At 61.7% G+C, this 14,522-nt stretch carries 10 protein-coding genes and 1 pseudogene; 7 read left to right on the top strand and 4 right to left on the bottom strand.

Going from position 1 to position 14,522, the window contains the following annotated elements; all coding sequences use genetic code 11:
- Positions 1-483: 483 nt before the first annotated feature.
- The 7 genes from ACR2R1_RS16685 to ACR2R1_RS16655 all read left to right on the top strand — a co-directional run bounded on the left by ACR2R1_RS16685 (position 484) and on the right by ACR2R1_RS16655 (position 11,619).
- Complete coding sequence (locus tag ACR2R1_RS16685; RefSeq protein WP_434110266.1) at positions 484-1,440, top strand: IS110 family transposase; 957 nt, start codon at positions 484-486, stop codon at positions 1,438-1,440.
- 335 nt (positions 1,441-1,775) lie between these two features.
- Entirely contained in the window at positions 1,776-2,024 is a 249-nt protein-coding gene (locus tag ACR2R1_RS16680; RefSeq protein ID WP_156881065.1) for a hypothetical protein, read from the top strand.
- Between the two features lie 696 nt (positions 2,025-2,720).
- Positions 2,721-3,347, top strand: coding sequence for a PEP-CTERM sorting domain-containing protein (locus ACR2R1_RS16675; RefSeq protein ID WP_086133844.1), 627 nt, complete (start codon positions 2,721-2,723; stop codon positions 3,345-3,347).
- Between the two features lie 618 nt (positions 3,348-3,965).
- Positions 3,966-6,950, top strand: coding sequence for a beta strand repeat-containing protein (locus ACR2R1_RS16670; protein WP_347258165.1), 2,985 nt, complete (start codon positions 3,966-3,968; stop codon positions 6,948-6,950).
- A gap of 230 nt (positions 6,951-7,180) precedes the next feature.
- Positions 7,181-8,950: a type I secretion system permease/ATPase gene (locus ACR2R1_RS16665; protein WP_347258166.1), complete on the top strand. Its 1,770-nt coding sequence runs from the start codon at positions 7,181-7,183 to the stop codon at positions 8,948-8,950.
- Positions 8,950-10,272, top strand: coding sequence for an HlyD family type I secretion periplasmic adaptor subunit (locus ACR2R1_RS16660; protein WP_434111008.1), 1,323 nt, complete (start codon positions 8,950-8,952; stop codon positions 10,270-10,272). The genes ACR2R1_RS16665 and ACR2R1_RS16660 overlap by 1 nt, the downstream gene beginning before the upstream one ends.
- Before the next feature lie 3 nt (positions 10,273-10,275).
- Positions 10,276-11,619, top strand: a complete 1,344-nt coding sequence (locus ACR2R1_RS16655; RefSeq protein ID WP_347258168.1) for a TolC family outer membrane protein — start codon at positions 10,276-10,278, stop codon at positions 11,617-11,619.
- 51 nt (positions 11,620-11,670) lie between these two features.
- On the opposite strand, the pseudogene ACR2R1_RS16650 reads toward ACR2R1_RS16655, so the two are convergent.
- From ACR2R1_RS16650 to ACR2R1_RS16635, 4 genes and pseudogenes are all read right to left on the bottom strand, one after another.
- A pseudogene (locus ACR2R1_RS16650) lies at positions 11,671-11,901 on the bottom strand (IS3 family transposase); the annotation flags it as partial.
- Between the two features lie 664 nt (positions 11,902-12,565).
- On the bottom strand, positions 12,566-13,180 hold the full coding sequence (gene gmk, locus ACR2R1_RS16645) for a guanylate kinase (RefSeq protein WP_077731538.1): 615 nt from the start codon (positions 13,178-13,180) through the stop codon (positions 12,566-12,568).
- 130 nt (positions 13,181-13,310) lie between these two features.
- Positions 13,311-13,697 carry a c-type cytochrome gene (locus ACR2R1_RS16640; protein WP_077731539.1) on the bottom strand — a complete coding sequence of 129 codons (387 nt, stop codon included), beginning with the start codon at positions 13,695-13,697 and terminating at the stop codon, positions 13,311-13,313.
- A complete protein-coding gene (locus ACR2R1_RS16635; RefSeq protein ID WP_156881115.1) occupies positions 13,667-14,521 on the bottom strand; it encodes a quinoprotein dehydrogenase-associated putative ABC transporter substrate-binding protein in 855 nt (284 codons plus the stop codon). Before ACR2R1_RS16635 ends, ACR2R1_RS16640 begins: the two co-directional genes overlap by 31 nt.
- Between the last annotated feature and the right edge of the window lies 1 nt (position 14,522).

Raw genomic sequence — 14,522 nt, 5'->3', positions numbered from 1 at the left:
CTGCCGGCAAAGGATGGCTGACCTACGACTTTGCCGGAAACGCAGAGCCTGTCCTGAGCGAAGCCGAAGGGCTTATTCCGGCCTAGACATTTTCCGATTCGGTGTCAGAGAGCCCGATATGTAGGTCGGCAATCCCTTCCCAATCGCAAACGGTCGCTTTAGTCGCGACCCTTCCGACAAAATCCTTTGCCGAGCCGATAAGTCGGCAAGGGATTGCCGACCTTATATCTCGATTCTGGATTCCACAAGAGGCAGAATCTCCGACTGATCATCGGACCCAGACGCTGGGCAAGACGTTGCCGACCTTGGGCCTGAAGCCCGCGCCGTAGATCGTCCCCCAGCGTCCCTTCCTCGCCATAGAGTTCGAACGGTATCGTAGGGCTGCCTTGGGCAACACCCTGGATGGATAAGGCTGAACCCGGCAGGAGCGGTTTCGATCGGTCAGCACTTTGCCCCATCGTCAACGCAGACCAAGGAGACCCTATGACGTTCAGCCCCATCGGGATCGACATCGCCAAAGCCAAGTTCGACGCCGCCGCGCTCCGCCACGGCAAGTACAAAACCAAGGTCTTCCAGAACACGCCCGAAGGGTTTAGGGCGTTCCTGGCCTGGCTGCAAGCCTTCCCGACGCCCCACGTATGCCTGGAGGCCACCGGCCGCTATGGTGAGGGCTTGGCCCTGTTCCTGGTCGACCACGTCCTCGCCGTCAGCGTGGTCAACCCCGCCCAAATCCACGCCTTCGGCCAAGCCGAACTGAGCCGCACCAAGACCGATAAAAGCGATGCCAAGCGCATCGCCCGCTTCTGTCTCAGCCAACGGCCGCTGCTCTGGCAGCCGCCTCCGCCGGCCGTGCGCCCATTACAAGCCTTAGTGCGTCGGCTCGAGAGCCTCCTCGAGATGCGGCAGATGGAAAAAAACCGCCTGGACGGGGCCGACCCCACCGTACGCCCCTCCATCGAAGCCGTGCTCGCCACCCTCGACACCGAGATCGCCGCTACCCAACAACGCATCCGGGAGCACATCGACCACGATCCGGACCTCCGGCAACGGCGTGACCTGCTCGACACCATTCCCGGTTTGGGCGACGCCACCATCCCGGTGCTGCTGGCCGCCCTGGGCGACGTTCACCGCTTCGAAAACGCGCGCAGCGTCGCCGCCTTTGCGGGCCTCTCGCCCAAAGAGCACCAGTCCGGGAAGTGGAAAGGCCACACCCGCCTGTCCAAGACCGGCGATGCCTTGCTCCGCAAGGCCCTTTATATGCCGGCCATCGTCGCCTGGCGCCATAACCCACTGATCCGGGCCTTCTGCGAACGCCTTAAAGCCCAAGGCAAGAACGGCAAACTCATCGTCGGCGCCGCCATGCGCAAGCTCCTCGTCCTGGCCTACGGCGTCCTTAAGTCCGGCCGACCGTTCGATCCCAATCATGGGCTTGCATCGTGATTTCTAAGACGGTATCTACGTTCTTCCCGCCCGACACGAAGCCGTACATCGGGATGAAAAACGCTCTATGAGTCATATCGGCCTGTATTTTGACTTGTGCGGGGCAGTTTCCCATGGCGCGCCGCTATATAGCAGTGAAAAATGCTTAATTGCTCCGGCAGCTTAGTGGAATCATGCCAATGATAGCTGGTATGGGATGGGCTGAGCCTGCGCAGCCCATCGATCGCGAACGATGCCTGTCCTGAGCCCAGTCGAAGGGCCTGTCCTGAGCGAGTCGAAGGGCGCTTCCCGATGGTCGGCACATCCTACGGACTGCATTTGTCGAAAATCGCTCTTTGTGCCATAGCAATAACAGCCGTGTCTTGAGCGCGGCTGTCGCCGGAGCCCAGGCGGGCGAATTGATCCATGAATACGTCTTGGCAATGTGCAAGAATCTGAAGGTATCCGATCTCGCCGGGACCATACACATCTACCCGACCCTGGCGCAAATCAACCCCCGCCTGGCCGAGCAACGTCTCAAGGCTGGCCTGACCCCGACGGCAAAACGCTGGCTTAAATGCCTGTTTGGCTTGCGCGGCAACTAGTAGTACAGCCGCAGCTGTTCCCGCCGGTGGCGCCGATAATGGCAATCTCGAGCGCGGACTTCAGGCAGCAAAAACCCTACTCACTTCAGCGTCAGCACGAGCGTAACCCATTGAATCTACGATGATGAAAAAATCAAATCTGCGCGGATTCGAGCTGATAAGCTGGTTTAGATGATTTTTTCAACACAATCGGCCAAAAGCCGCCAGTCGCCAAATCTCCGTGGACGGTCGGTTCCTTTGGAAAAATCGGCCATTTTGCGGCAGCGACGTGAAGTGCGACGCATCCCCAGCATATCCGCAGAGTTACTGATTCGGTAACTAGGGCTAGATCATGGCGTCCGAGAAGGATGACTACACGTCCAGCGAAACAGCGGAGTGATGAGGCGCTAACCGATTCGTCCAAACTTTCGTTTTTCTGCTCTCCCGCTAAGCGGCCGTTCAATTTCAAATGGCGTTTCTGTGTACGGCCTGTTACAAGCATGTCAGGATTTTTTACAGAGCCCCAAAGATACAGAGGGAACCGCTGGGCGCGAGGCACTCTAAAGAGTTTTATTTCAAGGTCTTACGGTTAGTATTGGAGGCGATGGCCTAAATCCTGCTTGGCACTTCGAAGGTGCTAGGGGGTCGTTCCGAGGCGGTAGCGACGGTTTACCATCATGCTCACTCGTGAGCGCAGAATTAGGGAAAGTGAGACCAATGAAAACTCTGTGGATAATCGTTTGCCTAGTCGCTTCGTGCCTTGCCTGGGGAAGCGCGCATGCTCTACCGACGCTGCAGGTGACTAACGGCATATTGACCGGGGCCACCGGCGTCGAAGTCACCGTCAACAACGTGACCACGCTATACGATGTCACATTTCAGGGTGGGACCTGTGCCGGGTTGTTCAGCGGGTGCGATTCCAGCAACGATTTCGTGTTTAAGACGGAAGGGGAGGCATTGGCCGCCTCGCAAGCCTTATTGGACCAGGTCTTTTTGGACGGGGCCTTTGGCGCCTTCGATTCCGCCCCGGATACAACCGCGGGGTGCTCAGATTTCGTTCTTTGCATGGTGCTGACGCCCTATGATTTTGGGCTCACCGTAGGCGGGTTGGCCGATGTGGGTTTTGCACAAAATCTGTTTGGCCCGTTGGACGACGTTTCTGGTCTCCTGATTGTTTCCCCCTCGGACGACCTAACTTCCGAAAGCTTCATCTATGCCGTGTGGTCCCGCGTACCGACCAACAACGTCCCGGAGGCGCCGTCACTGGCGCTGGTGGGGGCGGGCATGATGGCCTATGCCGTTTTCCGCCGCCGGAGTTCGAGTCAGCGCAACCGCGCTCGGTAAGGTTCGACCAACAAGCTTCACACGCGCTGCGAGTCATCTGCGCGCGATATCCGAACCCCTGGCTGGGGCCGGGCGAGACTGGTGGGGAAGGTCGCGATTAAAGCGACGTTTGCGATTGGAAGGGGTGGCGATTAACGCCACCGTTTGCGATTGATTCGACCAGTGCGCCGACCGCCGGGACTCGTCGCCACGATAGGTTCTTTTGGATGACCGGGATGCCATACAAGGGTTTCGTAAAAAAATCCGCCGCAACGCTGGATTTTTTGAACCTTTCTCGCTCGGAGGGAGAAATACCGATACGACGCGTCAGTGGGAGGTGCGGCGGGCGGTGTCATGGCTGGGCCGGATAGACCGGCAAGCGCTTCGAGATCAGGGCCATGAAAGGGATGATCGGCCATGGCTCCGTTCAGGTTCTTGTGAATGTACCGCCGGAGTTAGTCCGAGCGAAATCGGGAGGCGGGCCGAAACGATGATCCGGCACCGCATTTTGAGCCGAATCCCGATAAGAAGTTTCGGATGGAGCCGGATTAGGACGGGGCGTTCAATCCTTAACCCTAGTCCACCGAAATTTCATACGGCGTTATCGAGTGATCATCAAAAATAATTAAGGAGAAAACCATGGGTATGTCCAACCTCGGCCGGAAACAGCCGGTACCCGCACCAGAAGTGCTTGCATTGGATCAGCTACCGTTCCGAGCCCCCTCGGAGAGCGGTCTGTCGACCGAAGATGTCCGACCGCTCGCTCTTACCGCAAGCGCAGACATCACCACCCAGACGGTCACCGGAACGTTCACACCTTCCACCGGGGTTCTGACGGCACTCGGTGATGCATTCGACAACACGATCGAATTCAGCCGCAATGCGGCCGGAACCATTCTCATCAATGGCGGCGCCGTTCCGGTCGGGGGCGGTACCGCGACCGTCGCCAACACGAGCCTGATTCAGGGATTTGGGCTGGGCGGAAACGACACCATCACGCTCGACGAAACAAACGGTGCTTTGCCCCGCGCCAACCTTTTCGGCGGCACGGGAAACGACACGCTGACCGGCGGCTCGGGCGGCGACCAGCTCTTCGGGCAGGCGGGCGACGACGTCCTCTTCGGCAAAGGCGGCGTCGACTTTCTGTTCGGCGGTTCTGAAAACGATACGCTGACCGGCGGCGACGGCGATGACCAGATGTTCGGCGAGGCCGGCAACGACCGTATGATCTGGAATCCGGGCGATGACAGCGATCTGATGGAGGGCGGAACCGGCATCGACACCGCGGAAGTGAACGGCGGCAACGGCGCCGAGGTGTTTACGGTAACCGCCAACGGATCGCGCGTCCGTTTCGACCGCCTCGACCCGGCCCCTTTCGCACTCGATATCGGCACGACCGAGAATCTCGTCGTCAACATGAACGGCGGTAACGATACGTTTTCCGCAACCGGCAATCTAGCGAGCCTCATCCAGATCACTGTCGACGGCGGCGCCGGCGACGACACGATCCTGGGCAGCAACGGCGCCGACGTTCTCCTGGGCGGCGACGGCGACGACTTCATCGACGGCCAGCAGGGCAACGACGTCGCCTTCCTCGGCGCCGGCAACGACGTATTCCAGTGGGATCCGGGCGACGGCAGCGACACCGTCGAAGGCCAGGCCGGCTTCGACACGATGCTGTTCAACGGCAGCAACGTGGCCGAGAACATCGACGTTGCCGCCAACGGCGGCCGCGTGCGCTTCTTCCGCAACGTCGGCAGCATCACCATGGACCTGGACGACGTCGAGCGGATCGATTTCAGGGCGCTGGGCGGCGCGGACAACGTCGTGGTCAACGATCTGTCCGGCACGGACGTGACCGAAGTCAACATCGATCTCGCCGGAACGCTCGGCGGAGCGGCGGGCGATGGGCAGGCCGATACGGTGGTCACGAACGGCACGGGCGGCAACGACATCATCGACGTGTTCGGCGCCGGGACATCGGCGTCGGTGGTCGGACTGGCGGCGCAGGTTAACATCGCCAACAGCGAAGGCGCCAACGATTCGCTCGTCATCAACGGCGGGGCAGGCGACGACGGGATCACTGCGACCACCCTCCCGGCGGGCGTGATCAAGCTCGTGATCGACGGCGGCGCCGGCAACGACACGATCCTGGGCAGCCAGGGCGCCGACGTCCTCCTGGGTGGCGACGGTGACGACTTCATCGACGGCCAGCAGGGCAACGACGTCGCCTTGCTCGGCGCCGGCAACGACGTGTTCCAGTGGGATCCGGGCGACGGGAGCGACACCGTCGAAGGCCAGGCCGGCTTCGACACGATGCTGTTCAACGGCAGCAACGCGGCCGAGAACATCGACATCGCCGCCAACGGCGGCCGCGTGCACTTCTTCCGCAACGTCGGCAGCGTCACCATGGACCTGAACGACGTCGAACAGATCGATTTCAACGCGCTGGGCGGTGCCGACAACATCGTGATCGGCGATCTCAGCGGGACGGACGTCACTCAGATCAACATCGACCTGAGAGGCACCGGCGGGGGCGGCGACGGCGCGGCGGACACGGTCACGGTGAACGCCACGAATGGCGCCGACGTGTTCGGCGTCGCGGGCGATGCCGGCGGAATTACCGTCTTCGGTCTGCCGAGCCAGGTGAACATTTCCGGCCAGGAGGTTGCGAACGATCGGTTGACGCTCAATGGTCTTGGCGGGGATGACGTCATCGATGCTACCGGTCTGGAGGCTGGCGCAGTCCAACTGACGATGAACGGCGGCCTCGGCGCCGACGTTCTACTCGGCAGCGAAGGGGACGATCTGTTCAACGGCGGAGACGGCAACGACCTCGCAATCATGGGCGCGGGCGACGACACCTTCGTCTGGAATCCGGGCGACGACAACGACATCCTCGAAGGCCAGGCCGGCTTCGACACCATGCTGTTCAACGGCGCGAACGTCAGCGAAAACATCGATATCTCCGCCAACGGCGGCCGCGCGCGCTTCTTCCGCGACGTCGCCAACGTCACCATGGACCTGGACGACGTCGAGCGGATCGATTTCAGGGCGCTGGGCGGCGCCGACAACATCGTGGTCAACGATCTGTCCGGCACGGACGTGACCGAAGTCAACATCGATCTCGGCGCTTTCGGCGGCGGTAGCGACGGCCAGGCGGACACCATCTTCGTCAATGCGACCCAGGGGGACGACGTCATAATCGTCGTGGGCGATGGCAACGGAGTCTCCGTGCTGGGTCTTGCGGCCCGGATCAACATCACGAATTTCGACCCGACAATGGACCGCCTCGTGATCAACGGCCTCGCCGGCGATGACGTGATCGAGGCGTCGGGGTTGACGGTGGGCAGCATCCAGCTCACAGCCAATGGCGGCGATGACGACGACGTGCTGATCGGCGGTGACGGCAATGACGTGCTGCTCGGCGGCGCCGGCGACGACGTGCTGCTGGGTGGCGCCGGACTCGATGTGCTCGACGGCGGCACCGGGGACAACGTTGTGATCCAGAGCCTGGTGAGCGGTTCGACCACGGAGGGTGCCGGGATTGCCCCTCTGGGTATTCCGGAGATCAGCCTGGTGGGCGTAGGCGCGGAGCTGCAACAGAACGAGTTTCTGATCTAGCGGGTCTCCTCTGATCCGATATGGCGGTTCGCCTGCGAAAGCCCGGTTGCCCTGCCTTGCCGCCGAAGGCGCCGGGCAGGCGCAGCCGGCCTGATTCCGGTCAGAACACGAGCGCTCATGTTTCGGGAAGGAACGAATGCCCGATCCGCAAGGCCCGGCTTGAAGGCTGCCCGCTCTAATTTCATGCGGAGCGTTGAGGGTATCCGTTCAGCCTCTACTTAGGAATTCGAATGGGTACCCACCAACCGCAACCACAACACCAGGGTACATGGGTCCGGTCGGATCTGCGCCGGGCGCTGCAAACTTGCCGGACCTCCTTCTGGTCGGTAGGGTTCTTCAGTTTCTTCATCAACTTGCTGCTTCTGGTGCCGTCGATCTACATGCTGCAGGTCTACGATCGCGTGCTGAGCAGCGGCAGCGAGTCGACGCTCCTGATGCTGACGCTCATCGCGGTGTTCCTCTTCATCGTGATGGGCGGGCTGGAGTGGGTCCGTACCCAGATTCTGATCGTTACCAGCGCGCGTCTGGACAGTCTCCTGGGCGGGCGGGTTTTCGATGCGGTGTTCGCCCAGTCCCTCGCTTCCGGGGGCAGGATATCGTCCGCGCAGCCTTTGACCGACCTGCTACAAATCCGGCAGTTCCTAACCGGGCCGGGCCTCTTCGCGTTTTTTGACGCCCCCTGGTTTCCGGTTTATCTGGGGATGATGTTCCTGTTCCATCCGGTTTTCGGGGCAGTCGGCCTGATTTCGGCGTTCGTGCTGGCGGGCCTTGCTGTCTGGAACGAAGCGGCTACCCGCAAACACCTGCAGGAAGCCAACCGGCACGCCGTGGAGTCCAACCAGTTCACCCAGCGCAATCTGCGCAACGCGGAAGTGATCGAGGCCATGGGCATGCTGCCCCGGATGCGGACCCGCTGGCAGGACAAGCAGACCCTGTTGCTCGAGCTGCAAAGCCAGGCCAGTGCCAAGGGCGGCCTGATCGCCGCGCTGTCGAAGACTTACCGGCTGACCATCCAGTCGCTGATCCTTGGTCTCGGCGCCTATCTGGCCATCCACAGGGAGATCACACCGGGTTTGGTGATCGCGGGTTCCATACTGCTGGGCCGCGCCTTGGCGCCTCTGGACCTGATGATCAGCACCTGGCGGGGTTTTTCGCAGGCGCGGGCCGCTTACCAGCGGCTCGACGAACTGCTCAGCGCCGCCCCATACCGCGAACCGCCGATGCCGCTGCCCGCCCCGAGGGGTGAAATCCTCCTGGAAAGCGCCGTCGTCCAGCCGCCGGGCGCGTCCGCCCCGGTGCTCAAGGGCATCAGCCTTCGGATCGAACCGGGCACCGCACTGGGCGTGATCGGAGCCAGCGCCTCCGGCAAATCCACCCTGCTCCGCGCGATCCTGGGGCTTTATCCCGTAAGCCAGGGGGCCATCCGGCTTGATGGCGCCGAAACCACCCAATGGGACCGGGAGGCGCTGGGCAACTACATCGGCTATCTGCCTCAGGACGTCGAACTTCTCGACGGCAGCATCGGCGAAAACATCGCGCGATTCGGCACCGTCGACCCCGACAGGGTAGTGGCGGCCGCCCGCGCCGCCGGTATCCACGACATGATCTTGCGGCTGCCGGAAGGCTACGACACCAAAATCCTCGGCCACGGCAATATCCTCTCCGCCGGACAGCAGCAGCGGCTGGGACTGGCCCGCGCCTTGTTCGGCGACCCGAAGCTGGTGATCCTGGACGAGCCCAATTCCAACCTGGATCAGGAGGGTGAAAATGCCTTGGTCGCCGCCCTGGCCGAACTGAAGCGCAAAGGGTGCACCGTGATCGTGGTCACCCATCGCAAGAGCCTCCTGAGCCAGGTGGACAAGATCGTTCTGCTGGCGGAAGGTCTGGTGGCCGTGTCGGGACCGCGCGACCAGGTTCTGGCGAGCTTGCAGAATTCGACGCCGCGGCCGGCCGGCGGCCTCCGCCCCGTCGCGGCCGCTCCCGTCCACAATCCGTCTTGATGGCCGTGACGACCTCAGCCCAGCCATCGCTGCTGACCGACGACCGCCGTTTCCGCCGGCTCGGGTTCCTCGTCGTTTTCGCCATCTTCGGCGGCCTCGGCACCTGGGCGGCCCTCGCTCCGCTCAGCAGCGCAGCGCTGGCCCCGGGCGTCATCACCGTGGAAAACTACCGCAAGACGGTCCAGCATCTGGAAGGCGGCATCATCAAGACCATCCGGGTCCGCGACGGCGATTCGGTCGAAAAGGACCAGGTTTTGGCCACCCTCGACGACACCCAGCCGCGAGCCCAGCTCGAAGTCCTGCGCGGGCAGTATTACATCGCCGCGGCACGGGAAGCCCGCCTGATCGCGCAACGCGATGGCCTGAATGAGGTCCGCTATCCTCCCGATTTGCTCGTCCATGCAGACGATCCCCGGATCGATGACGCCATCCGCATACAGAACCACACTTTCACCGTCCGCAAGACGGCCCACGACGGCGAGATTTCCCTGTACCGGCGGCAGATCGAACAGCTCCGCGCCAAGCTCAAGGGTTTGCAGGCCCAAATCACCAGCCGTGATCGCCTGGTGAAGTCATTTCGGCACGAACTGGAGGATTTCGAGGCCCTTCTCAAGGAAGGCTACACCGAGAGGCAGAAAGTGCGGGAACTGGAGCGCAATCTGGCACAGAGCGAGGGCCAGCGCGGGGAATTGGCGTCTGAGCTGGCAGCCACCGAATTACAGATCAGCGAGACCGAACTCAAGATCCTCCAGCTCCAGAAGGAGCTGCAGCGGGAGGTCGCGAAAGAACTAGGCGAGGTCCAGGCGGCCCTGTTCGAGTTGCGAGAAAAGATTCAGTCCCTGGAAAGCACAGTGGCGCGCACGGTCGTCAAGGCACCCGAGCCCGGCATGGTCCTGGGTCTGTCCGTGCACACCCTGGGGGGCGTCATCCAGCCGGGGGGAAAGATCCTGGACATTGTTCCGCAGGATGAGCGCTTGGTCGTGGAAGCCCGGCTGTCGCCTCAGGACATCGACCGTATCCAGCTCGGCCAGATGGCGGAAGTGCGGTTTACCGCCTTCAAATCCCGCGATACCCCAAAAATCGAGGGCAAGCTGATGGTTGTTTCCGCCGACCGTCTGGTGGACGAACAAACCCAGACTTCCTATTACCTGGCGCGGGTGGAAATCACGCCGGAAGGGCTTCAGGACCTGGCCCGCCAGAAACTGGACCTGGTGCCGGGCATGCCGGCCGAGGTCTTGATAAATACGGGCGAGCGCACCCTGTTCGAGTATCTGACCGACCCCTTCGTGAACACCGTCACCCGCTCCTTTATCGAAGATTGATCCATGACATTAGCCGGTTTCGGAAAGGGCCTCCTGTGCCTGGCGGTACTTGCTCTGCCTTCGGCCTCTTGCGCCGAGTCCCTGCTGGAGCTGTACCAGCGCACCCTGGAAACCAACCCCGTGCTGAAAAGCCGCGAATACTCGGTGGATCGAGCCAACGCCCAGAAAGACCAGGCATTCAGCAAATTGCTGCCGCAGATTTTCGCGGTCGGGAATTACTCTTACAACGATCTGCATCAACAGGCCGGACAAAGTTCGCTGAGCCTGAGCAGCTTGCCCGCGATCGATCAGCAATACAGCGGCCTGCGCGGAACGGTGCAGTTGCGCCAGGCCTTGTTTGACCTAGCCTCTTTCTATCGCTGGCAGAGCGCCGAAAATGTCATTTTGCAGTCGGAGCAGGAACTCGAGGCGGCGCGCATGGCTGTCGCGGGGGACCTGGTGGACCGGTATCTCAGGGCAGTCGAGGCTACCGACAACATCGCCTACGTGGCATCGGAAACAAAAGCCGTGGAAAGCCAGCTGAAAGGCCTGCAGCGGATGTACGAGCGGCAGATGGTGAAGGTGACCGATCTGTACGAGGTCGAGGCCTATTACCAAACGTTGGCCACCCGCGGGATCGAGGCGCGAAATGCCAAGGATGTGGCGCTGGAGAAACTGCGCGAGCTGGCCGGGGGTTCGGTGCGGGATGTCAACCCGGTCGGCCGGGAGCACTTTCCCCCCGTCCCGCGCGCTCCGGACGAATGGGTGCAGGAAGCGACCCGTAACAACCCGGCCCTGACCGCGCTACAACACGGCATCGACGCCACAGACAAACTGGTGACCAGCAGCCGGGCCGAGCATGCTCCGCTGCTTACCCTGCAGGTCTCCGAGACCTATGCGGACACCGGATTCGATAACCGTTCCCAGCCCCCTTACAACGTGTTCACCGCCGGCGTGCAGCTCACCGTCCCGATCTTCGAGGGCGGCCGGGTTCAGGCGGGGGTGAGGGATGCACAAGCCAGGCATCGGATCGCCCGGGAGCAGTTCGAGCAGAAGCGCCGAGAAATCGAACAGGAAACACGAACGGCATACCTGGATGCCATGGCCAGCTACTCGCGGATCGACTCCACCCGCCAGGAAGTGCGCGCGCAGGAGAAAGCCGCCGAGGCCCAGGAACGCGGCTATGAGCTCGGCGCTTCGACGATCGTCGACCTGCTCGAGGCCCGGCGCCGGCTGCTGAAGGCACGCGTCGAGCAGGCCAAGGCCCGCTACGACTACATCCGCGGGCTTGTTGGATTACAGGTCAGGGCCGGCAGTCTGTCCACGCCGTTCATGGAGGAGATCAACGGCTGGATGGCCGGGAAGTGATTCAGCGAGCGGGGCACGCGTTTGAAGAGCAGCGTCCAAAGGTGGCCTCCATTACCGCCAGTGGCGCCGTTGGCGGTTGTAGAAGATCTCGATCCATTCCGTGATGTCCGCGATGGTTTGTTGTCGCGTAGCATACCGCCGGTGACGGACCCGTTCGTTCTTCAGCGTGCCCCAAAAGCTCTCCATAGGAGCATTTGGAGGCTTGAAACCGAACTGCTCCAGCAACGCCCGATAGGCATGGGCACAATACTGGCTCCCCTGACCGGAATGGTGAATCAGGCCTGGAGCGGCAATGCCGTTAAGTTAAGACGAATAACGTCACCCCGGCAGGGAAGGGGCCGACTAAAGGCCCGTTTGCGATTGGAATGCCGGGGTCCAGAAGCCATGGACGGCAGAGGCCTATCACTTCCTTGTGCACTGGATTCATGCCGCACAGTCCCTGTGCGGCACCCTACGGGCGCTTCGCGTGCAAATCGGCCATCCTGCCGATTTGTCCGGCACAAATTTGCCAGGAGCAAATTTGGACGTGCGGAGCACGGTCCGTAGGACGAACCCCAGGGATGGGGTGAGCAATCCCTGCCGGAATGACGGCTTAACTTATTAGTCAGGCCCGTAAATACCCTCCTGGTATTTCGGGCCGCCGCCCAGGCCGGTATACGCCCGGCCTGGGCTCACGCGGCTTGTCGCCGCGCCGGGGCATCCCTGCCCCGGATTAACCCGGCCTATATTTATAGGCCGGGTTAATAATGGCATTGCCTGGAGCGGGCCGCTTTGCCGACACCTCCCGCCACAAAGACTGGCTGACCAAGGCCGTCGTCATGCGTTCCCCGCGAGCGTAGCCCACGATCTCTCCGGTAAACAGGTCCTTGTGGCTGGCCCGGCACAGCCAGCCTTCCCCGGTCGGGGCCTGTAACGCCCGCTGCCGCAGGCGTTACACAAAATGGAATTAGGCCAATAGTCCGCCGATCAGATCTTTGTGAACTTCGGACTGCCGCCCCGTCTTGAGCCGGCTGGCGACCACGACGCTGCGCAGCTCGGCGAGAGCCCGATCGAAGTCGTCGTTCACGATGAGATAGTCGTACTCGCTGTAATGCGACATCTCCGAGATGGCATCGCGCATGCGGCGGGCGATGGTGTCAGGATCGTCCTGGCCGCGCGCCTTGAGCCGTTCTTCCAGGGTGCGGCGCGAGGGCGGCAGAATGAAGATGGAGATGCAATCGGGCATCAAGTTCCGGATTTGGCGGGCGCCCTGCCAGTCGATTTCGAGCAGCACGTCCTGTCCTTCGGATAGGGCTTTTTCCACGGTTGCCCGAGCCGTGCCGTAATAGTTGTCGAACACCCTGGCGTGCTCCAGAAACCCGCCCGATTCGATCATCCCTTCGAATTCGGCATGATTCACGAAGAAATAATCCCGGCCGTGGACTTCTCCGGGACGCTGCGCTCGCGTGGTATGCGACACCGAAACCGTGAACCCCTCGAGGTTTTCCCGCAGTGCCCTGACCAAACTGGTTTTTCCCGCCCCGGACGGGGCTGAAACGATGAACAGCGTGCCGATACTCATGTGCCTTGAAATGATCCGGAGTGGTCTTAACGGTTGTCCGACGAATGGCGGTTTCCGACCCATGCCGCAGCAGGGGCCGAAAACCGTTAGCTTAGCATGTCATACCGTAGAGGTCGTGAGAATCAGCCGTCTACCGCAGCGTATAGAGAAAGCTGGCAAGATGGCGGGCATCCGCTTCGGTAACACCCGTGTTCGGCATGGCGGTCAGGGGATCGATAGCGGGCGGATCTTGAATCCAGCGCATCAGATTTTCCGGCGTGTTGGTCAGCACGCCGGCGATGTAGACGCGGCTCGCGATTCCGCTCAAAGGCGGCCCCACCAGACCGTTTGCGCCTTCGATTCCGGGGATGACATGGCAGGACCCGCAGCCGTACCGTGAAATGGCTTCCCTCCCCTGTGCGGGATCGCCGCCGGCTACCGATACCGCTGCGGGGTCCTCCTGGCGATCGCAGGCATTCAGAAGAAGAACTGCCGCAATCGCACAGGCTAATGCCGAGAGCTTATGACCGATTTCCATCCTGACCGTCCGTTTCGGCTGGAAAGGCGGGTTCCGATCCGGGGCACGCCATACTCGTCGAGTATGGCTTCGATCTCCTTGCTCCTGCGCTCGATGATGCGTTCCAGTTCTGTGCGTAACCGTTTATCGCCGTGCCTCACTCCCATCGCGATATCGAACACGAAGGGAAGAGACCGGTCGGCCGGCGGCGAGACGGGCACGACGGCGAGCGGAACCGCTTGGTTCTTGGCAAAGTAGCCCGCCAAAGGTCCCCATACGACGGCGATATCGATGTCGCCCGCCACTACCGCATCGATGATCCTGGCCGGCGGATTCTCCTTGGAGTAATCGCCGTAAACGGTGTAACCGACCACGTTATCGATGATCTTTCGGCTGGTCAGGGCATGGGCCGGCGGGGTGTTGGCGAAGTCGTCCCCGACCATCTGCACGCCGATCCTGACGTCGTGCAGCGTAGGATCGTTGAAGGAGCGGATGTTCAGCCCCGAGTCCAGGCGGTAAACGAACACGTAGCTGGACCGATAATACGGCGTCGTCGTCAGTGCGGGCCCGAAGTTGCTCGGGACGCCGAGAACCAGGTCGCAGCGATGGGATTTGAGCGTATTGCGGATAAAGCCGCGCCGCTGCGCCCACCAGGTGTACTCGACTTCGGCATTCAATTCGTGGGCGATGAGATCGCCGATCTTGTTTTCGAAGCCTTCCTGCCTCTGGTTGGAGAAGGGCAGATTATTGGGATCCGAGCAGATGCGGAGAGTACGCTTTGGAGAATGATCATCCACGACGGCTGACGCCATGCCCGGCCAAAACGCCGCAAGCAAGGCAAGCATC

This window comes from Methylocaldum sp. GT1TLB (assembly GCF_051027445.1).
Classification (GTDB): domain Bacteria; phylum Pseudomonadota; class Gammaproteobacteria; order Methylococcales; family Methylococcaceae; genus Methylocaldum.
This window is presented reverse-complemented; position numbering and strand designations above follow the sequence as displayed.